Origin of the sequence: Candidatus Thioglobus autotrophicus (genome assembly GCF_001293165.1) — a bacterium.
Taxonomy (GTDB): Bacteria; Pseudomonadota; Gammaproteobacteria; order PS1; family Pseudothioglobaceae; genus Thioglobus_A; species Thioglobus_A autotrophicus.
In genome coordinates this window covers 601,553-621,690 of sequence record NZ_CP010552.1, presented here as the reverse complement: position 1 = coordinate 621,690, position 20,138 = coordinate 601,553, and the positions used below count along the sequence as shown (strand labels likewise).

At 37.6% G+C, this 20,138-nt stretch carries 19 protein-coding genes and 1 tRNA gene; 15 read left to right on the top strand and 5 right to left on the bottom strand.

Annotation, left to right across the window (positions count from 1 at the left end):
• Positions 1–2: 2 nt before the first annotated feature.
• From SP60_RS03360 to SP60_RS03330, 7 genes are all read left to right on the top strand, one after another.
• On the top strand, positions 3–3,125 hold the full coding sequence (locus SP60_RS03360; protein WP_053951284.1) for a pilus assembly protein: 3,123 nt from the start codon (positions 3–5) through the stop codon (positions 3,123–3,125).
• A gap of 140 nt (positions 3,126–3,265) precedes the next feature.
• Entirely contained in the window at positions 3,266–4,891 is a 1,626-nt protein-coding gene (gene pilM / locus SP60_RS03355) for a pilus assembly protein PilM (protein WP_158403324.1), read from the top strand.
• Positions 4,881–5,603, top strand: a complete 723-nt coding sequence (pilO, locus tag SP60_RS03350) for a type 4a pilus biogenesis protein PilO (protein WP_053951282.1) — start codon at positions 4,881–4,883, stop codon at positions 5,601–5,603. The genes pilM and pilO overlap by 11 nt, the downstream gene beginning before the upstream one ends.
• A 4-nt stretch (positions 5,604–5,607) precedes the next feature.
• Positions 5,608–6,009: a pilus assembly protein PilP gene (locus SP60_RS03345; protein WP_053951281.1), complete on the top strand. Its 402-nt coding sequence runs from the start codon at positions 5,608–5,610 to the stop codon at positions 6,007–6,009.
• A complete protein-coding gene (pilQ, locus tag SP60_RS03340) occupies positions 5,996–7,558 on the top strand; it encodes a type IV pilus secretin PilQ (protein ID WP_053951280.1) in 1,563 nt (520 codons plus the stop codon). The genes SP60_RS03345 and pilQ overlap by 14 nt, the downstream gene beginning before the upstream one ends.
• A 4-nt stretch (positions 7,559–7,562) precedes the next feature.
• The gene (locus SP60_RS03335) at positions 7,563–9,260 is read left to right on the top strand and encodes a GspE/PulE family protein (protein ID WP_053951279.1); all 1,698 of its coding nucleotides are present in this window, start codon (positions 7,563–7,565) and stop codon (positions 9,258–9,260) included.
• Between the two features lie 16 nt (positions 9,261–9,276).
• Entirely contained in the window at positions 9,277–10,515 is a 1,239-nt protein-coding gene (locus SP60_RS03330) for a type II secretion system F family protein (RefSeq protein WP_053951278.1), read from the top strand.
• A 4-nt stretch (positions 10,516–10,519) separates the two neighbouring features.
• Here the strand turns inward: SP60_RS03330 and SP60_RS03325 are convergent, their stop codons facing one another.
• Both SP60_RS03325 and SP60_RS08495 read right to left on the bottom strand, forming a co-directional pair.
• Positions 10,520–10,924, bottom strand: coding sequence for a type IV pilin protein (locus tag SP60_RS03325; protein WP_053951277.1), 405 nt, complete (start codon positions 10,922–10,924; stop codon positions 10,520–10,522).
• A 79-nt stretch (positions 10,925–11,003) separates the two neighbouring features.
• Entirely contained in the window at positions 11,004–11,486 is a 483-nt protein-coding gene (locus tag SP60_RS08495) for a type IV pilin protein (protein WP_053951276.1), read from the bottom strand.
• A 306-nt stretch (positions 11,487–11,792) separates the two neighbouring features.
• Between SP60_RS08495 and SP60_RS03315 the strand changes: the two genes are divergently transcribed.
• From SP60_RS03315 to SP60_RS03305, 3 genes are read left to right on the top strand one after another with little or no spacing between them, the layout of a single operon-like run.
• A complete protein-coding gene (locus SP60_RS03315) occupies positions 11,793–12,074 on the top strand; it encodes a type II toxin-antitoxin system RelE/ParE family toxin (protein ID WP_053951275.1) in 282 nt (93 codons plus the stop codon).
• A 14-nt stretch (positions 12,075–12,088) separates the two neighbouring features.
• A complete protein-coding gene (locus SP60_RS03310) occupies positions 12,089–12,370 on the top strand; it encodes a HigA family addiction module antitoxin (protein WP_053951274.1) in 282 nt (93 codons plus the stop codon).
• A gap of 24 nt (positions 12,371–12,394) precedes the next feature.
• Positions 12,395–13,348: a phage integrase gene (locus SP60_RS03305; RefSeq protein WP_053951273.1), complete on the top strand. Its 954-nt coding sequence runs from the start codon at positions 12,395–12,397 to the stop codon at positions 13,346–13,348.
• A gap of 223 nt (positions 13,349–13,571) precedes the next feature.
• Here the strand turns inward: SP60_RS03305 and SP60_RS03300 are convergent.
• Positions 13,572–13,661 (bottom strand) — tRNA-Ser (locus SP60_RS03300).
• Between the two features lie 121 nt (positions 13,662–13,782).
• On the opposite strand from SP60_RS03300, the gene rpmB reads away from it, so the two are divergent.
• Positions 13,783–14,019, top strand: a complete 237-nt coding sequence (rpmB, locus tag SP60_RS03295) for a 50S ribosomal protein L28 (protein WP_053951272.1) — start codon at positions 13,783–13,785, stop codon at positions 14,017–14,019.
• Between the two features lie 9 nt (positions 14,020–14,028).
• Positions 14,029–14,184 carry a 50S ribosomal protein L33 gene (gene rpmG, locus SP60_RS03290; protein ID WP_053951271.1) on the top strand — a complete coding sequence of 52 codons (156 nt, stop codon included), beginning with the start codon at positions 14,029–14,031 and terminating at the stop codon, positions 14,182–14,184.
• A gap of 98 nt (positions 14,185–14,282) precedes the next feature.
• On the opposite strand, the gene acnB is transcribed toward rpmG, so the two are convergent.
• Positions 14,283–16,877 (bottom strand): bifunctional aconitate hydratase 2/2-methylisocitrate dehydratase, encoded by a 2,595-nt coding sequence (gene acnB / locus SP60_RS03285; protein ID WP_053951270.1) that lies wholly within the window; start codon positions 16,875–16,877, stop codon positions 14,283–14,285.
• Positions 16,878–17,002: 125 nt separating this feature from the next.
• Here acnB and purB point away from each other — a divergent pair, with 125 nt between their 5' ends.
• From purB to rimM, 3 genes are read left to right on the top strand one after another with little or no spacing between them, the layout of a single operon-like run.
• Positions 17,003–18,379, top strand: coding sequence for an adenylosuccinate lyase (gene purB, locus SP60_RS03280; RefSeq protein WP_053951269.1), 1,377 nt, complete (start codon positions 17,003–17,005; stop codon positions 18,377–18,379).
• Positions 18,380–18,437: 58 nt separating this feature from the next.
• The gene (rpsP, locus tag SP60_RS03275) at positions 18,438–18,881 is read left to right on the top strand and encodes a 30S ribosomal protein S16 (protein WP_053951268.1); all 444 of its coding nucleotides are present in this window, start codon (positions 18,438–18,440) and stop codon (positions 18,879–18,881) included.
• A 3-nt stretch (positions 18,882–18,884) separates the two neighbouring features.
• Positions 18,885–19,424 (top strand): ribosome maturation factor RimM, encoded by a 540-nt coding sequence (gene rimM, locus SP60_RS03270; protein ID WP_053951267.1) that lies wholly within the window; start codon positions 18,885–18,887, stop codon positions 19,422–19,424.
• A 25-nt stretch (positions 19,425–19,449) separates the two neighbouring features.
• Here the strand turns inward: rimM and SP60_RS03265 are convergent, their stop codons facing one another.
• Complete coding sequence (locus SP60_RS03265) at positions 19,450–20,106, bottom strand: carbonic anhydrase (protein WP_053951266.1); 657 nt, start codon at positions 20,104–20,106, stop codon at positions 19,450–19,452.
• Between the last annotated feature and the right edge of the window lie 32 nt (positions 20,107–20,138).

Here is a 20,138-nt window from a genome sequence, read left to right as displayed (position 1 = left end):
TTATGAAAAATTTTAAAATTTATCAAAATATAATTTTATTAGTGTCTTTGTTGTTACTATCAATGCAAACTTATTCGTGGCATCGATATTCTGATGTAACCACAGGAGCAATTATTTACAACTCTGTTGTTTCTGAAAGTCGAACAATAGCTTTGGGCGTTAATAAGCATGGCCATCTAAATACACGAACTGGAAATATAGTCTCTAATGCCGGTGCAACAGGGTTGGCGTATAAATGGCCAAGTGGAAAAAGCAGGGCAGTGGGTAGTTGGCAAGATGCCACCTCTCCTGGCTGTTTGTGCGAAGGCTGGGGCGTAAGCGGCAATGGTTATGTCGGGAGAGCGGCTGTTGATACGGGTGGTATTTACGGCTTAACGCTTGATTCATTTGAGCCTAGTATCGCTAATATTAAATCGGTAACTAAGATGGGCCCGACTGGATATGGGTCAACGCCTATTAAAGACAGTGAAATATTACAAATCACTCATGATTATGGGCCTGCACCAGAAGCACAACATACGCTTTTTCAAGGGCTAGTTACCATTAGCAATATCTCAGATGGGGTGGTAAACAATGTCCGTTATAGAAGAACCATGGACTGGGATATTCCACCTACGGAGTTTCGGGAGTATGTAAGTCATGGCGGTGTTAGTAAATCTATAGCAGCTTCAAGCTTTCCAAAGCTAATTGAGTCATGTGATAATGGTTTTGAGACCCCTGATCCGTTACGAGGATGTAGAAATTTATCATGGAGAGGAAGCACAAAGAATGTTGATTTTGATCATAATGGACCTCAAGATCATGGATCTTCTTTTACCTTTCAATTTCCTGATTTAAAGTGTGGTGAGTCTGTTTCATTTATGATGTATTACGGTGTGGCTAATACACGAGTGAAAGCACTAGAAGCTATTAAGGCCGTTGGTGCTGATCTTTATTCATTAGGAGCATCTAGAGCTTCAAGAGATGGAATTACCTTTATTTTTGCATTTAAAGGGGTGAGCGGCGTTAAGCTGGCTACCGATTTACCACCAAAGGCTGCAACTTTGCCAAGCCTGGATAGAGTGCAAGCGACTGGAAAAATTTTAGCTTATAAGGATAGGTTGTATAACACAACTTTTGAATACAGAAAAGATCAGCAGTGGAAGGGACACTTATATAGAAGAGATTTAATTACTGATGGCGATAATAAAGGCGATGTATCAACATCTATTGCGATTGATGCGGGTGTTTTATTAAGAGATAAAAAACCCTCTAAAAGAAATATTTGGACAGCAACAAATGGAGTGCTAACCTCTACAAAAGGTAATGACAATTTTACAACAACTAATCGTAGTGTTCTTAAAACTGCCTTATATAGAGATACCGAAATAGCAGTTGATGATGAAGTGGATGATATCGTTAATTTTATAAGAGGGCATGATTCTTATGATGAAGATGGAGATGCTAACTTTACAGAAGAACGAGACTGGAAGTTAGCCGATATTTATCATGCAAATTTAGTGCTTTCCATACCGCCTAGTAATTCTGATACAAGCACCTCTGAGAAGTCTAGAGCATATTATAAAAAAACCAGAACTAAGCCATATTCTGATTTTATTGCTGCCAATGTAAGTAGAAAAGAGGTGATTTATGCAGCTGCTAATGACGGCATGCTGCATGCTTTTGATACCGAATCTTTAGAAGAATTATGGGCCTTTGTGCCACCACCAGTACTAGACAAATTGCGACAAATGCATAAAACCAAAGGTAGTGATGGAGTCAAAGGTAAGAGCAACTCCATTTACCTTGTGGACGGCACACCCACGATTAAAGATATTTATTATAAAGATCAATGGCGAACCGTTTTGATGGCTGGTCTTGGTTATGGCGGCAAAGGTTATTATGCGATTGATATTACAGATCCTGACAGTCCATCGCATTTATTTTCGTTTTTACATGACGGCTCAAAGAGAGTAGTTGATTACTGGGCTTCTGATGGCACATTAACGACTTATGACTATGTTAAAGAGGTTGTTCCAGACGGACTTAATTACTCTAAATTAAGTGAAGCTTGGACGCGACCATTTATTACATTAATACCTTATAACGATGAATTAAAATGGGTGGCAGTTTTGGGTGGCGGTTATGCAGGAGCTGATGAAGAGTCTGCTGGCTATGCAAGATATATATATATTATTGACCTCGAGCCAAGCGCCTCTTTGCCAGATAAGCAAGGAACAGTACTTAAGTCGATCGAATTAGCTAGCTCCTCTGAAAGTGATATCGCTAATGGTGTAGTTGCTGCTATTTCAGCAATTAGTGCTGATAGTGCCAGTGGTGCGAATTATTACGGTATTTTGGCATATGTGTCTGATTTACAAGGAAAAACATGGAAGCTAGATCTTGCGCATTCTGATAAAAATCCAGATGTAGATAAGGTTGATTCAGACATATTTATTGCTGAAAATCACCTTAATGCTCAAGCTACACTGGCAAATGATCGATTAATGTACCACAAGTTGACTAATAGTTTTGTCGATGGTACTCCATATCATTATACCGGCACTGGGGATATTATTAGATTACAACGAACGGACGATACAATCAATAATAGGATATTTGGTATTCGAGACACGGATTTTCCTAAGCATGTAAATACTGACGGTACCATCTCTTATACAGCATCTTCGTTAGAAGATGGCTTTACAGGCAGCTGCCCTGGAGAAGGTAAAAGAGGCTGGTATCGGGATTTATCTAACATCCTACCAGATAGGCAATGGTCTAAGGTTACAGCAGAGGCCGCTGTGGATGCAAAATATGCATATTTTTCAGTTTATAGTCCAGTTAAGAGTGAAACATGTCGAGTGGATGGCGAATCAAATTTAATAAAACTTGAAAAAAAATGTGGAACTTCACTTACTGACGGGTCGAGTGTTATCGATCTCGGCATTGGTATTGTAGGAGAAACCACTATTTACAAAGGAAATTTTTACACAATTGTTAGTAATCGAAAAGAGAGTGAGGCTGCTTTTGAAGGTGGAGGACCAGATATTTATAGGGGGAAGGTAGAAGGTGGTGATGGTGGTGGATCAGTGACCACTCCACCATCAAGTGTCTCTACAGAATCTTGGAGACAGGTATTTTAAATTGTATTATTATAATACTTTAATATAAATAACTTACAAATGATAATGGTATACAATGGATCAAAATGCAGTATTTATAGTGAATTATTTAGACCAATCAAAAGTAAAGCAATATGTTTAAAAAGTTAATTAAAAAGTTAATGAACTACCTAAGTAAGCTTAGCGTAGAGCAAGAAGATCTTGTGGGTGTAGATATTACTCCTGGATGTATTCGACTGGCTCAGTTAAGTGGCAATGATGATAAGTGGTTACTCACAAAATTAGGTTATAAGTATATTGATGATGCTACAGATACGAACTCTATTAAAAGTCAAGCCGAACAGTACGTTAATAAGCTTGTTCAAACTATAGCATCAGCTAAAATAACCACCACCAATGCTGCGGTTTCTATTCCTGTTAGTAGTGCGATTATTAAGGTGGTTACCCTGCCACTCATGAGCGATGAAGAGCTTCAAGAGGCGGTGGACACAAATTCTCTGTGGGAGAATGCTGTGCAACTTACCGATAATTTAGAAGACTATTCCATATTTTGGCAGGTTCTTAAGCGCAATACAGCTGAAAATCAAATGGACTTGTTATTTGTAGCTTCTAAATTAGATGATATTGATCATTATTTGGATATTGTTAGGCAGGCGGGACTCAATCCCGTAGTAGTGGATGTTCGTTGTTTTGCAATTCGTAATGCATTAGAGCTTCGCAAGGACTTAACTAAAGGAGATGCGCCAATCGCAATTTTAGAGTTTGGTCTTAATGAGAATTACATATTGATTTTGCATGAAGACTCTCCATTTATTTCAGATATTTACCTTTCTGACAAAGATAGAAGCTTGTTGGCTACTTCTGATATTGACCCTTTATTGCAAAAAAAGATTATCGATCGATTTGCAATGCAAGTTAATCAAATGCTTTCTTCATATCAATCAAAATATAAAATTCAGCCAATTGACTCTATATTGATTTCTTCAACAATATCTAATATTAATAATATTATTGATAATTTGCAAGAAGCATTGCCCAATATTAGTATCAAAATATTTGACGCTCTTAAAACAGTCACCCTACCTGAAAATTTAAAAGAAAAAATATTGGCAGAATCTAATTTATCCGTATTCTCTTCTGTATTAGGCCTGGCAACTCGTAAGCTTGACGTGTTTGGTTATTATGAGTATGTCACAGGTACTAATAATATTAACTTACTACCTAATAGAGACGGTGTAAAAAATCAAGAAAAAATGAAATTTCTATCTCGCTGGGGTGTTGTAATATTTGTAGCTCTTTCTATTTTTACTGCTGCCTGGAGTTTTTTCAATGATGATGCAAATATTGAAGAAGGTGAAAAACAATTAATTGAGTATCAAGAGCTTAAAAAACAAAAGCAAGCCAAATTGACAATTCTTAATGAGCTCAAGAGTGATAGGGAAGAGCTTAGCGGAATGCTTGAAGCTAGCAAGAATATTACCTCTAACCAGGCTTTTATGTATTCTGTGTTGTTAGATGTTAATGCTTCAGTTCCTCAGGGCGTGTCATTAAATAGAATAAATTATACTGGAAGCAATATATTAACCCTTTCTGGATTGTCAATCAGTGATCAAAATATATTACAGTTTATTGAAAATTTGGGAGAATCTAGCGTAATAGATAAAGCTTCTTTGTTAACAATGTCGATACAAGTAAAAAATAAGCGAAATTATAAGTCATTTTCTATAAGGTGTGGATTGGTCAAGCAGAAAACACTTGAAAATAAGGAGAAACTCAATGGCAATTAATATGGATATGGATGTTGGTGAGTTGATTAAGAGTTTGTTTGCCAAAAAAAGATCTAAAAGAGGCTCTTCATCTGCTCTAATGGATGGCCCGTATGCAAAAATTATAATTTCCGGTGTATTGGTGCTATTGGTGATTGTCTTGTATGTAGTATATGTGTATGTGCCAATGCAAGAAAAATTAGAGCAACAAAAAAGGCAAATTTCTCAAGTTAATAATTTAAAAAATGATATAGCAGTTTTATCCGTTAGAATTACTAAAGAGGAGATCAAACTCAAAGCCTCAAAAAAAGATTTTAACAGTCGAACTAAGTTATTCCATACTGACAAAGAATTGGAGGATTTGTACCGCCATATCAGTATGTTGGCACTTAGTAATCAGCTTATGATTTCAAAGCTAGAAAAAGTGGGTGAAATTCCAGTTTTTGAAGTACAAAAAGGACTCAGTTCGAAGAAAAAGAGTGCGAAGGATGAAGTAAAAAAAGTAGCTTACTATGAGTTCAAGGTAAGATTTGAAATTAGCGGCAATTATTCTAACTACACAAGGTTTAGAAAGGGTCTGGCAGAATTGAAGAAAATTATTAATATTGATGTAGAAAAAATTATTGTATTAGAGTCTAAAACTAAAAAAGGTGAAGTTAAGGTTTCTGCCACACTGGCAACTTACCGATTACCAGCTAATGAATCTGAAAAAACTATAAATTCTGGAGGGTAGTGTTATGAAAAATAAATTATTTATTATTATTTTAAGTGTTTTTTTATCAACGGCAGTAACCGTGGTGGCAAATGAAAGTAGGAATCCGTTTGAAGATATCACATCTGGATCAGGCGGAGGGGTTAATGCTTATCCTAATGGTGAAGTGTTAGAAGGCGTACATCCACTAAAAAAATACCCAGTTAATAATTATATATTGATGGCATTGATTGCCTCAAATGAGGGTGATATTGCCATGGTTAAAATAAAAAATGGAGAAGATTTTTTTGTTAGAGTGAATGATACACTCGGCAATGCTAATGGAAAAATAACAGGCATTAATAAGCGCGGCATTGAGGTTACAGAAAAAGATAAAGTAGTTTCTTTATTGGTTAGAAATAGGAGTGTTAGCAATGATAAGAATTAGTAGAGTATTTTTTATTTTATTTTTTGTAGTATTGACATCATCATGTACTACAAATGAAATGAGAGGGCAAAAAGCTCTTCTTGAGCCTGAAAAATTTATGAAAGAAAGGACTGAAAGTGTTGATAGAACTGTTTCTCTTGGCCCTGTGATTCAAGTAGACTCTGAACTTGAGAAAAAAATTCGCAATAATGAAAGAAGGCAAATTAATAAAGAAGAAAGAAAGAATTATATTAATGTTAGTGATGCTAATAATAGCGTGTTTCCTATTACTATTAATTTTGAAAATGTAAGCATTCAAGATATGGCTGTTATGTTTTCAGAGATTACAGGTAAAAATATCCTAGTGGGCGATGAGGTTGATGGAAAAGTTACCGCAAAGTTGGTAAATGTACCATGGGATAAAGCCCTAGATTCAGTCCTAAAAACTAAGAAATTAGCTAAACACGTCGATGAGAAGGCGAATATTATTCGTATTCATAACCAGGGTGTACTAGTGGCGCAAGAGGAATTTGATCGCAAAAGAATTGAAGACTTGCAAAAGACTCGTGATGCGCAGCGCGCTATTGAGCCAATTTATACTGAAATATTTCGCTTATATTACACCAAAGCAGTCGATATAAAATCTGAAATTGAGAGTGTAATGGACTCTGTTGGAAGTAGTGGCCCCGACTCTGTTAGTAAATCTAAGAATATAAGGGTTACCATCGATGATCGCTTAAATTCACTTATTGTTCAGGCAACTAAATCAGAGTTAAATCTGATTGCGCGTTTGATTAAAGAAGTGGACGTCCGCACGAGGCAAGTTTTAATTGAGGCTTTTATTGTTGAAGCGACAGATGACTTTAGTAAAGAGTTGGGCGCTAAATTTGGCATGAGTGCCAATAATCTAGGCAATGTTGATGGTGATCGTTACGCACTTACAGCGGCCGGAACTGGAGGTGGTACGCAGGCTGATGGAACCGCAAGTTCATATAGTAGTGGTACAGGATTATTATCAAATAATGGTCTTACATCTCCATTGGGTGGCATAGGCTTTATGTTGGCAACATCTTCAACTAATCTAAAAATAGAATTATCAGCCTCTGAAAAAGACGGCGTTACAAAAGTATTATCTAACCCAAGGGTGTTTACACTTGATAATGAGGAGGCCATTGTTATTCAGGGTGATGAGATACCTTATCCATCATCAGCAGATGGCGGTGGAACAGATTACGAGTTTAGAGAAGCAGGAGTTAAGTTAACGGTAACACCATCTATTGTTGGTGATGGCAATGTAATTTTAAAAGTAAAGGTTGAAAAAAATTCACCTGATTACAGTAAGAGTAATACAGCCCCTGCAATTAATAAGCGTGAGATCATCACTACGTTATTAGTTAAAGATAACACTGTTGTTGTAATTGGCGGTGTGTTTACACAGACAACAGTTGATGCAACTAATAAAGTCCCATTTTTTGGAGATCTTCCTTTAATTGGCGGTCTATTTAGTTATAAAAAAGATTCCGATGTTCGAAAAGAGCTGCTTATTTTCTTAGCCCCTCGTATTATTTAAGCTTATGAAGTTAGGCATTCCTATTGAAGCAGCAAAGCAAATAGCTTCTTTTTTAGTTGGTTATGGCTTGATTACTGATGAGCAGCTTTCGCATGCCACTATCTCCAGTAATGAGGGTGGTAAAGGCTTGATAGATACAATAATTGAGCACAATTTTACTAGTGAGAAGTTAATTGTTAATGCGCTTTCTGAAACTTATGAACTGGACTACATAAATTTATTAGATGATAAGATTGTGGATTCATCTGTTATTAGCATACTACCTAAAAAGTTTATTTGTGAAAATAGGGTAATTCCTATCCGTGATAAGGGTGGAACGTTAGATGTAGTGATTTCAGAGCCTTCTGCTCTGAACATTATGGCAAGTATTAGACTCCTAACTGATAAAAAAATACATGCCTATATTACTACTTTTAGCCAGGTTGATGAGTTTTTAGCAAATTTAAACGATATTCCTTTAACTCAAAATGAGAAAGATAGGGAGAGTATTGTTGAGGAAGAGGTTAGTCAAAATCAAGCGCGCTCAAGTATTGTTATTGATTTTGTAGATAAGGCTTTGAAAAGGGCAATTAAATTGGGAGTGAGTGATGTACATCTAGAGATTTATAAAAAGTTTGGTAGGATGCGTTTTAGACTGGATGGTGTATTGATAGATCAAAAAGATCAAGATAAAGACCTTTTTGAGAATTATGCCGCTATTGTGACGCGTATTAAGATTATGTCAAAGCTTGATATTGCTGAGCGTAGGTTGCCGCAAGACGGTGCAATGAGTTTACAGGCTGGAAAAAAAGAAGTTGATTTTCGTGTATCGGTATTACCAACAAGCTTTGGTGAGCGAGTAGTTATGCGTATTTTAGATACCAGTTCTATTTCCTTAACCATAGAAACATTAGGGTTTTTAGAAGAAGATGAGCAAGCTTTTAAAGATGCAGTAGATGCGCCACAAGGCATGGTGTTAGTAACAGGCCCTACTGGTAGTGGTAAATCTACCACTTTATACGCTGCACTAGGTAGAATAAATAAAGATGATATTAATATACTTACTGCGGAAGACCCTGTGGAATTTACTATCGATGGCGTAGGGCAAGTGCATGTCAAAGAAGACATTGGACTGACATTTTCAGCAGCATTGCGTTCATTTTTACGCCAAGATCCAGAAGTAGTAATGGTGGGCGAAATTCGTGATAAAGAAACTGCTGATATCGCTATAAAAGCTGCATTAACAGGGCATTTAGTGCTTTCTACATTACATACTAACGACGCTATTAGTACAATCACCCGTCTAATTAATATGGGGCTAGCACCTTACTTAATAACGTCATCTTTAACATTGATAGTGGCGCAAAGATTAGCACGTAAAGTTTGTGAAGCTTGCAAAACCCAGGACGAGTCTGTCACACAAGGGCAATTAATGTCAATTGGCTTTACTCCAGAGGAGGCATCTAGAACACAACTTTGTTATGGCAAAGGGTGCTCTAAATGCAACAAAACAGGCTATAAAGGGCGTAAAGGTATATACGAAGTACTTAGAGTGACTGATAATATTAAACAAGGTGTTTTGAGCGGATTAACCACACCAGAACTTTTAAAAATTGCTAAAGAAAAGGACCATTTTTCCACTATGCAAGAAGTAGGCAGAGGATTTTTATTAGAAGGGGCTATTAGCTTAAAAGAGTATCAACGCATACTCATGTCTGAATAAGCATTAAAGGTGATTTATGGCAGCAGTATATAAATATAAAGGAATACAAGGTAATCAATATACTGATGGCAAGGTTGAGGCACTCAATAAAGATGAGGCAGCATTCAAGTTAAAAGAAGACAAGATCATTATCACTTCTTTGGAGAGGGTTTCGGGGGAAGAAGTTGAGTTGGATGATGGCGCAGGTAAGAAAGTTAAACGAATTAAGAAAAAAGTCCCCATTCATGAAGTTATTGCTTTTACCAAAAAATTAGAAACCATGATACGTGCAGGTTTGCCGATTTTAGAGACTATCTCTATGATTGAAAAACAAACGATAAATCCGACTTTAAAACAAGTTATTACTCAGATACACAATGATGTTGAATCCGGCACACCACTTTCAGACTCCTTTGCAAAACACTCTTATGTGTTTAATAACGTTTACATTAATCTATTAAGAGCGGGCGAGTCGAGCGGCAAGGTTGATTTATTTTTAAGTAAATTAGTGATTGGTATGGAGAAGGATGAGAAGATTCGATCTAGCATTAAAGGCGCCTTGACTTATCCTATAGTGCTACTTGTAGTAGCAATGGCAGTTATTATCTTAATGATGGTGTTTGTTGTTCCTGTATTTCAAGATATGTTTAAAGGTGTTCCAGGTGGATTGCCGGCAACTACGCAAATAGTGGTAGATATTAGTGAATTTATGCGAAATCCAATGGGGGGAGGATTGCTAGCAGTTGTATTTATGGCGATAAGTGTTTCTTTATCAGCCCTTGTTAAGAGTAATTATAAGATTAGACGTAGCTGGCATAAATTTATTTTAAAACTCCCTCTTTTTGGTGAATTAATTCAAAAATCAGCGCTATCTAAAATTGCAATGATTCAAGGCAACCTAACTGCTGCAGGCGTACCAGTAATCGAATCTTTGGATATTGCTGCCACTTCTAATGATAATATTATTATCAAAGAAGCCATGATTGAGGTTAAAAAAGGGGTTTTCTCAGGTGAGCCGCTATCAGTACTTTTTGAGAAGAATCCTTTTATTTTTCCAGCTACTTTTACCGCAATGACTTCAGTCGGGGAAAGGACCGGCAACATGGAGGAGATGTTTGAATCAATTGCCCGTTATTATGAAGAAGAGATGGATGTTACTATTACTCAGCTAACCTCAATGTTGGAGCCGATCATGATTGTATTTATGGGTGTTACTGTTGGTTTTATTTTGGTAGCGATGTATACTCCAATGTTTCAAATGGGACAAACTCTTTAAGTTATTAGCAAGAGAATGGCGGGCCATCAGTGTGATCAACACAATATGGTGTTAAGTCTGACGATGTGTCTTTTGGCGTTGCTTTTGCTTGATACCCACCTGGTGATTTAGTAATAGAATATTGATATCCTCCTTCAGATTCATTTTCATTTAAGGTTTTTTTACCAAAGAGATTGTCATTAATCTTTACTGTCGTATCTACGCTTGTTAGTAAGTAATTACTGTTTTCAGAAAAATAATCTGCCTGAACTAAGCAGATATTACGAAGGCTATTTTTTGCGGTAATTTCCTTGCTAGAGCTAATAAACCCATTGTAAATAGGGGTTCCAATAGCAGTAATAACGCCTAATATTGCAACAACAATAAGTAATTCAATTAATGTAAAAGATGGTTTTTTAGTTTTTAACATGGTTTTTTTGAAGTTAAAAAAAGCAGAACAAATTCTAAGACTTATTCTGCTTTTTGTTAGGTTAACAAAGAGAGGTGTACTACTCTTTTATAACGGTATTGGTTTTGTTGTCATCTGTTCCATCCTCTTTACCTACATTTGTCTTTATTGTTAAGATGTTTCCAGAGGCTGTTATTTGTGTATTTGGACCACTTTTTAATTTTGGCGCAGCGGCGCTACAGCAGAATTGATTACCATCATGAGGATTTTTCCAACCGTCACTTTTAAAGTGAAGTATAAATGCACTTGCAAAATCTGCTGCACTCTCACTACATAAAACATCAGTTGTTGCACCTGCGTCATCTGTTTTTAAAGGAATTCCCGTTGTTGGTCCTGTTGCACACTTAGTAAATGATGCTGCAATAAAATCACGAGCTCTGGCATGATTCTCTTTGGACGTATTAACCTTTGCAGTTGCAATATAACCTTGATACATAGGCATTCCTACTGCAGTTAAAACACCGATAATCGCAACTACGATTAATAATTCAATTAATGTAAAACCTTTTTTATTCATTCTCATTTTTTTATTCCCAAGTTAAATTAAATCTAGTTCGATTATATCTATATTTTTGTTGTATGTATTGATTTTGTAGTTTTTTTAAAATTAGAAAGAATAGTATTAACACCTACTCATAAAGCTAAATTTGCCAAAAAGTTGTGCTCTGCATTTCCAGAACATTCGCAGTGTCTAATGACGGATGATGATGAATGCATGCCTCAGGTTAATCCTCACATTAAGGAAGAGGTGAAGGATGAGATTGGTAAAGTAGTTTAAAATAGTATTGTTTTACAATAGTATTTCAATACGATACTATATAACAAAAATATGATAAAAAGTTACGCTGACAAAAGAACTGAAAAATTTGCAACTGATGGCAAGCATAAATCGATTCCTAGCCATATTATTAAAAGAGCATTAATGAGATTGGTGCAAATAGACAGTGCTACTTGTTTAAATGATTTGTGTTTGCCATCATCAAATCACTTAGAAGGATTATTTGGCGATAGAAAGGGGCAGAGCGGTATAAGGATTAACCAACAGTACAGGGTATTTTTTATTTTTATAGGCGGCAATGCTTATGATGTTGAAATTGTTAATTACTATTAAACGGAGAAATAACCATGATTAAAAATAACTTCCATCCAGGTGAATTCTTACAAGAGTTGCTAGAAGATTACAACATTACTGCTTATCGCCTATCTAAAGATATTTTTGTGCAACAGACGCGCATTAGTGACATCTTAAAAGGAAGGCGATCAATTAGTAGTGATACGGCAATCAGACTTGGTAAATACTTTAACAACTCCCCGCAATATTGGCTTAATTTACAAGACAGCTATGATTTAACTAATTGTAATGTTGAAAATTACCACAGTATTAATCCTATTCAAAGGGTTGTGTAAATAATGACGTTAATGAGGTAAAAAATGGTCAGAAAAAATCCAAATGGCACATTTACCGTTGATATTACTCAAGGGCGAAATAAACGCATACAAAAACGCTTTAAAACTAGGCAAGAAGCCCAAGGCTATGAGCGTAATTTTATTACGGAGGTCTATCAAAACAAAGACTGGGCAAGCGTAAAAAAAGACAATAGAACGTTGTTAGATTTAATTGAAGCATGGTACGCAATGCACGGTCAAAGCTTGAGAGATGGAGAGCAGCGTAAAGCGCTATTAAAGAAGGTAGCTAATGATTTGGGCAACCCTATTGCTTCAGATTTTTCTGCTAAAGATTTTGCACATTATCGAGCTAAAAAACTAAAGGTACACAAGCCAAAAACAATTAATAACAAGCAAACTTATTTATCAAGTGTGTTTAATGAATTGAGACGCCTGAAAGAAGTAAATTATCCAAATCCTTTGGCAGAAGTTCGCACTATCAGGATTCCAGAGAGGGAGTTGTTTTATCTTGATGATGAAGAAATAAAAAAATTATTTAAAGAGCTTAAACAATATAAAGATACTTACCTGTGTGCTTTGATATGCTTAACTTGCGGCACAAGGTGGGGAGAGGCTAGAAGCTTGCAACCTGAGCATATTAGAAACGGCAAGATTTGTTTATTTAATACTAAAAGTGGTAAGAATAGATATATTCCAATTAATCCAAAATTAGAAGCTCAATTAGATCTACCATTAGCGGCTAATAAGAATACTTTTGCGAGTTGTTATGAAAGATCGGGCATTAAAAAAGCTCAAGGACAAAGTACACATATATTGAGACATACCTTTGCCAGTCATTTTATTATGAATGGTGGCGATGTTTTGAGCTTGCAGAAGGTGTTAGGCCATAGCACCTTAACAATGACTATGAGGTATGCCCATTTATCTCCAGACCATCTAAATGATGTAATAAAGTATGCACCTGTGGTTGATTTATAACTATTTATGCTTTATTCATAAATAAGGTATATCGTTATCCATATGCATTCTTTCAAATCGATGGAAAAATCTCTCAGCCAGCAAATTAATTCTTAACAAAAAATAACAATATCTAGAGCTAAAAAAGCTAGTGAATTAATGGGGTGTTTTTTTTGTATGTAGTGAAAATGTAGTGAAACTTTTAAAAAATTACTTGGTAATCGTTGCTACATAAGGGGTAATGTGGTGGAGGGACAGGGATTTGAACCCTGGAAGGAGATTAATCCTTGCTGGTTTTCAAGACCAGTGCATTCAGCCGCTCTGCCATCCCTCCGAAGTGGGGTATGATACAGCCAATCAAAGCAATAGTAAATAGAATTTTTATAAAATTTAGCCTGGAAAGTGAAATAATTTTAAGTATAATTCGTTTCTTTTAGATTTTTGAAAGGTGAGTCATGGCAAAGATATGTCAAGTAACTGGTAAGCGCCCAATTAGTGGTAATAATGTATCACACGCAAACAACAGAACGCGTCGTCGTTTTTATCCGAATCTTCACACACACCGTTTTTGGGTGGAAAGTGAGAATCGTTTTGTTAAACTAAAGCTAACAGCTAAAGGTTTACGAATTGTTGATAAAAAAGGCATTGAAGTCGTGCTTAAAGAAATCCGCGCACGTGGCGAAAAGGTTTAGGAGTAAGATATGAGAGAGAAAATTAAATTAGTATCATCGGCTAAGACAGGCCATTTTTACACAACAACTAAGAACAAGCGTCTTCACCCAGAAAAGGTTGAGGTTAAGAAGTTTGATCCTGTTGTAAGACAACACGTTATCTATAAAGAGGCTAAGATTAAATAATCTTTCCCTTTTTACAGACAATAAAAAAGCCGCTTAAATAGCGGCTTTTTTATTGTCCTAATGAAAACAGCATGCCATTTAAAACATGCCGTTTGATTTTATGAATTTAGAATATTTTCTACAGGCACGGTAGTTGCTTGCTTTTCGTATTCATCAATTTGATCAAAATTTAGATATTGATAAATTTGTGCTTCCATTGGCTCAATACCCTTCATTGCAGATAAGTATTCTTGCGCAGTTGGAATATAGCCAAGTTTTGCAGAAATAGCGGCTACTTCGGCAGAGGATAAATACACATTAGTTTCATCACCTAGACGATTTGGGAAGTTTCGAGTTGAAGTCGATACGACAGTTGCGTTAGTTTTAACACGCGCTTGGTTACCCATACATAGTGAACAACCAGGCATTTCAGTATGCTCAGTAATAGCACTAAAGGCATCATATACACCTTCTTGTTTTAATTGTTTTTCGTCCATACGAGTTGGCGGTGCAATCCAAAGTTCGGTGTTTATTTCAGACTTGCCTTTTAATAGCTGGGCTGCTGCTCTGAAGTGGCCAATGTTGGTCATGCATGAGCCGATAAACACTTCATCAATCTTGGTATTAGCAACGTCAGAGAGTGTTTTAACGTCATCAGGATCATTAGGACAAGCCAAAATTGGCTCTTTAATGTCGCTCATGTTGATTTCAATGACTTCTGCGTAGTCTGCATCAGCATCTGCTTTCATGAGTTTAGGGTTGGCCAGCCATTTTTCCATGGCTTGAATGCGACGTGCAATGGTTCTCTTATCGCCATATCCTTGTGCAATCATCCATTTGAGCATGACTACGTTAGAGTTTAAATACTCAATAATTGGCGCTTCGTCTAAATAAATAGAACAACCAGCAGCCGAACGTTCAGCGGCAGAGTCGGATAATTCAAAAGCTTGCTCAACTTTAAGATTAGGCAGGCCTTCAATTTCTAATACTCGACCAGAGAAGGCGTTAACTTTGCCTTCTTTGGCAACGGTTAGTAAGCCTTTTTCAATAGCTTTAAGAGGAATAGCGTTAACCATATCACGCAAGGTAATGCCCGGCTGCATTTCACCAGAAAAACGTACCAAAATTGATTCTGGCATGTCTAGTGGCATAACACCAGTGGCAGCGGCAAATGCCACCAAACCAGAGCCTGCTGGGAAAGAAATACCAATAGGGAAGCGTGTGTGTGAATCGCCACCTGTACCTACTGTGTCTGGCAATAACATACGATTTAACCAAGAGTGGATAATGCCATCACCTGGACGTAGAGAGATACCGCCACGGTTCATAATAAAGTCGGGCAGCGTGTGGTGTGTTTCTACATCAACTGGCTTTGGGTAGGCGGCTGTATGGCAAAAAGATTGCATGGTTAAGTCTGCTGAAAACCCTAAACACGCCAGATCTTTTAATTCATCTCGTGTCATTGGCCCGGTGGTATCTTGAGAGCCTACTGTTGTCATTTTTGGCTCACAATAAGTACCTGGGCGAATACCTTCAACGCCACAGGCCTTGCCCACCATTTTTTGTGCTAATGAGTAGCCTTTACCTGTGTCTTGTATTTCTACAGGTAAGCGGAATAGGGTTGAAGGCTCAAGCTCTAGCGCTTCGCGAGCGCGGGCTGTTAGGCCGCGACCAATGATTAGAGGGATTCTGCCGCCAGCCTGAACCTCGTCAAGAATCACATCTGACTTTAACTCGAAAGTGCTCAAAACTTTATCAGTGCCATGCTCTTTAACAACACCTTCATAAGGGTAAATATCAATCACGTCGCCCATATTAAATTGAGCGACATCTAGCTCGATTGGTAGGGCGCCAGAGTCTTCCATGGTATTAAAAAAGATAGGTGCAATTTTTCCACCCAAACAAACGCCACCGTCTTTTTTATTAGGTACGTAGGCAATCTCATCGCCCATAAACCATAAAACTGAATTGGTCGCGGATTTGCGTGAGGATCCCGTGCCGACAACATCGCCCACATAAGCAAGTGGAAAGCCTTTTTCTTGCAATGCTGCAATTTGGCTAATTGGACCTACTTTGCCATGTTCTTCTGGATTGATGCCGTCGCGTGTCATTTTTAACATCGCTAAAGAGTGCAACGGGATATCAGGTCTAGACCAAGCGTCAGGTGCAGGAGATAAATCATCCGTGTTGGTTTCTCCAGTTACTTTAAAGACTGTTACTGAGATTTTTTCAGCGACTTTGTCACGACTCGTAAACCACTCGGCGTCTGCCCAAGATTGTAATACTTGTTGGGCGACCAAATTACCTGCATCTGCCTTGTCTTTGACATCATAAAACGCATCAAACATGAGTAGTGTATGAGATAAGCCAGTTGCAGCAATCGGTGCCAATGTATCGTTATCTAGTAAGCCAACCATTGGCTCAATATTGTAGCCACCCACCATGGTACCTAATAAGAAAGTAGCTTGTTTTTGGTCGATTGCATTACAAGGCTGATCACCTTTGGCAATGCTCGCTAAAAAGCCCGCCTTCACATAGGCAGCCTCATCAACACCTGGTGGCACACGGTTAGTGAGCAGGTCTAAATAAAATTCATCTTCATCGCCCTGAATTAGGTGCTGAACCACTGAAGCAACTTGCTCAGCATTTAATGCTAAAGGTGGTAAATTATCTTGTTGACGTTCGTTAACGTGTTGAAGGTAGGCTGATTTCATTGTGTTTTCTCGTCAGTAATAAAGCGTATAATTCTATCATTTTATTACTACCAAGTTTTTCATATTATAGTTTTTATTTGTCATATTATGAAATACAAGGCAGTTTTTAGCTAATAGGCACGCTTATGAACCTGACTCACCTTACTGCCATTTCCCCAATTGACGGGCGATACTTCGATAAAACCAATGCGCTTAGCACTATTTTTAGTGAATTTGGTCTGATTAAATACCGTGTTTTAATTGAAGTTAAATGGCTGCAAACCCTGTCTAATAATGCAAATATTAAAGAAGTGCCTGCATTTAGCCCAGAAGCAGCCCAATTTTTAAGCGATATTGCGACCAATTTTTCATTAGCCGATGCACAAGCTGTCAAGGATATTGAGCGCACGACAAATCATGATGTTAAGGCAGTAGAGTATTTTTTAAAAGAGCAAATTAAAGAGAATGCAGAGCTCAATGCAGTGAGCGAGTTTTTTCATTTTGCTTGTACATCAGAAGATATTAACAATTTATCCCATGCGCTAATGCTCATTGATGGGCGTCAAGTAATGCTTGAGCAAATGCAAACTGTATTGTTGTTGATTGGCAAGATGGCGAAAGATAATGCGGCCATTCCAATGTTGTCACGCACGCATGGCCAAACTGCTTCTCCAACAACAGTCGGCAAGGAAATGGCTAACTTTGCGTATCGCTTAAAAAGACAAATTGAGCAGTTAGAGAATGTCAAAATTATGGGTAAATTTAATGGTGCAGTAGGTAACTTTAATGCACACTTGTCCGCCTATCCAACACTGGATTGGCAGAGTATTTCTCAGCAGTTTATTGAAGGGCTGGGCGTAAATTATGCCATGTACACAGCTCAAATCGAAACGCACGATTATATGGCTGAATATTTTCATTCAATGAATCGTTTTAATACAATTTTGATTGATTTTTGTCGTGATATTTGGGGTTATGTGTCTTTGGGTTATTTCAAGCAAAGAACCATTGAAGGTGAGGTTGGCTCATCAACTATGCCGCATAAGGTTAACCCTATTGATTTTGAAAATGGCGAAGGAAATTTAGGACTTGCCAATGCCATTAATACACATTTGGCAGATAAATTAGCCATTTCTCGTTGGCAGCGTGATTTATCAGACTCAACCGTACTAAGAAATCTAGGGGTTAGCTGTGCACACTGTTTAGTGGCTTACGCGTCAATTGCCAAAGGCATTGGCAAATTAGAAACCAATGAAGCACGCCTACATCAAGATCTAGATTCGTCATGGGAGGTGTTGGCAGAGCCTATTCAAACAGTGATGCGTCGCTACGGTATTGAGAATCCATACGAAAAGCTAAAAGCGCTCACACGTGGCAATAGTATTGATGCACAAGTTTTAGCAGAATTTGTAAAAGATTTGGATATGCCAGAGGATGCTAAGCAAGCGCTCGCCGAACTCACCCCGATGAACTACACAGGTGATGCACAAAAACTAGCAGAAGCACTAGAAAAACTGATATAATCTCGCGTCTTATACCTTTTCGGTGTAAGCTTTTAATAAACACAGGAGCAAAAAACCCATGGTTAAAATTAGACTAGCCCGCGGTGGAGCCAAGAAAAAACCTTTTTATTCAATTGTAGCAACAGACTCTAGAAAGCGTAGAGACAGTGGTTATATCGAGCGTATCGGATATTTTAATCCAGTTGCTCGTGGACAAGAGGTTAGGCTTACTATCGAAGAAGACAGATTAGATTACTGGGCATCAAAAGGTGCACAAGTGTCTGATCGTGTTAAACAACTTGTAAAAGAATTTAAAGATCCTTCAATTCGTGAAAAGCGTGTTGCGGCTCAAGAAGCTAGAGCGGCAGCAGTTGCAGCTAAGCTAGCAGCTGAAGCTAAGGCAAAAGCTGATGAAGAAGCGAAAGCTGAGGCTGAAGCGAAAGCAGCTGAAGCTGCGGAGGCTAAAGCGGCTGCAGAAGCAGAAGCGGCAGCAGCAACAGAGGAAGAGACGGCTGCTGAGTAAGTAGTGGACCAACCTCTCGACAATAAAAGGCTATTGATCGGACAGATTAATGGCCTTTTTGGCGTCCAGGGATGGGTGAAAATATTTTCTCACGCCCATCCTAGAAAAAATATTCTTTCTTATCAGCCTTGGCACATTAAAGTAAATGGCGCCTGGACTACCTTAGAAATTGTCAAAGGACGGGTTCAGGCCAAAACGATTGTTGCACAGCTTAAAAACGTTAATGATCGCGAGGTAGCTAGAGACTATATCGGCACTGAGCTGTATATTGAAAAATCGCAATTACCCAAGCTGCCAGAAGGAGAATATTATTGGGATGAATTAACAGGGCTAGAAGTTGTTAATTGCCAAGGGATTGTTTTGGGTGAGATTGCTTATATGGTTGATACCGGCTCTAATAAAGTCATGGTTGTTAGCGCTGGAACAGAGTCCTCGTCAAGCAAGGACAATAAAGAGCACTGGGTGCCTTATATTGAACCATTTTTAATATCAATTGATATGGATAAGCGCCAAATTTTGGTTGACTGGGATGAGAATTTCTAGCAGAGATTATTGATTTTTTTAATCTTTAAAAACTTGACTCTCTAGAGACCATTTTTTCAGCATCATCGCTATTGTCAATAGTGACATTTAGATTGTGTAAGTGTCCGTCCTTAATATCATAAATAAAGCCGTGAACAGACAAAGCTTGACCATCTCTCCAAGCTTTTTTAATAACCGGAATATGGCATATATTGCGCACCTGTTCAACCACATTAATCTCACAAAGCTTGTCAACCTGCTCCTCTTTAGAGAGGTTTTTTAGCTCATTTTTGGCGCGTTGATAGTACTTACGTATGGCTCTAATCCAGTTGTCAATGAGATCAGGATTACTAGTATTGATAGCCGCTTGGACGCCACCACAGCCGTAATGTCCATTAACAATAATGTGTTTAACTTTAAGAATTTCAACCGCATACTGAATGACAGCCAAGATATTCATATCACTTGAGTTAACCAAGTTAGCGATATTACGATGTACGAAAATAGTTCCAGGGTCCATTTTTACTAGTTCATTGGCTGGGACTCGGCTATCAGAACAGCCAATCCACAGGTAATCAGGTGCTTGTTGTTTAGAGAGGTTAGAAAAGAATGACGCATCGCGCTGATTGATTTCATCTACCCATTTATTATTGTTAATAAACAGTTGATTAATGTCTTCGTTACGGTCGTGTTGATTACACATTTTTCCTTGCTTGGTTGATTCAACTTATATTT

Coding starts and splice junctions, on each gene's coding strand:
- SP60_RS08495 (WP_053951276.1), bottom strand. CDS start 11,486: ATGAGAATGAATAAAAAAGGTTTTACATTAATTGAATTATTAATCGTA.
- SP60_RS03315 (WP_053951275.1), top strand. CDS start 11,793: ATGATAAAAAGTTACGCTGACAAAAGAACTGAAAAATTTGCAACTGAT.
- SP60_RS03265 (WP_053951266.1), bottom strand. CDS start 20,106: ATGTGTAATCAACACGACCGTAACGAAGACATTAATCAACTGTTTATT.
- SP60_RS03305 (WP_053951273.1), top strand. CDS start 12,395: ATGGTCAGAAAAAATCCAAATGGCACATTTACCGTTGATATTACTCAA.
- SP60_RS03325 (WP_053951277.1), bottom strand. CDS start 10,924: ATGTTAAAAACTAAAAAACCATCTTTTACATTAATTGAATTACTTATT.
- SP60_RS03335 (WP_053951279.1), top strand. CDS start 7,563: ATGAAGTTAGGCATTCCTATTGAAGCAGCAAAGCAAATAGCTTCTTTT.
- rpmG (WP_053951271.1), top strand. CDS start 14,029: ATGAGAGAGAAAATTAAATTAGTATCATCGGCTAAGACAGGCCATTTT.
- pilM (WP_158403324.1), top strand. CDS start 3,266: ATGAACTACCTAAGTAAGCTTAGCGTAGAGCAAGAAGATCTTGTGGGT.
- acnB (WP_053951270.1), bottom strand. CDS start 16,877: ATGAAATCAGCCTACCTTCAACACGTTAACGAACGTCAACAAGATAAT.
- pilO (WP_053951282.1), top strand. CDS start 4,881: ATGGCAATTAATATGGATATGGATGTTGGTGAGTTGATTAAGAGTTTG.
- SP60_RS03310 (WP_053951274.1), top strand. CDS start 12,089: ATGATTAAAAATAACTTCCATCCAGGTGAATTCTTACAAGAGTTGCTA.
- purB (WP_053951269.1), top strand. CDS start 17,003: ATGAACCTGACTCACCTTACTGCCATTTCCCCAATTGACGGGCGATAC.
- rpsP (WP_053951268.1), top strand. CDS start 18,438: ATGGTTAAAATTAGACTAGCCCGCGGTGGAGCCAAGAAAAAACCTTTT.
- rpmB (WP_053951272.1), top strand. CDS start 13,783: ATGGCAAAGATATGTCAAGTAACTGGTAAGCGCCCAATTAGTGGTAAT.
- SP60_RS03330 (WP_053951278.1), top strand. CDS start 9,277: ATGGCAGCAGTATATAAATATAAAGGAATACAAGGTAATCAATATACT.
- pilQ (WP_053951280.1), top strand. CDS start 5,996: ATGATAAGAATTAGTAGAGTATTTTTTATTTTATTTTTTGTAGTATTG.
- SP60_RS03345 (WP_053951281.1), top strand. CDS start 5,608: ATGAAAAATAAATTATTTATTATTATTTTAAGTGTTTTTTTATCAACG.
- SP60_RS03360 (WP_053951284.1), top strand. CDS start 3: ATGAAAAATTTTAAAATTTATCAAAATATAATTTTATTAGTGTCTTTG.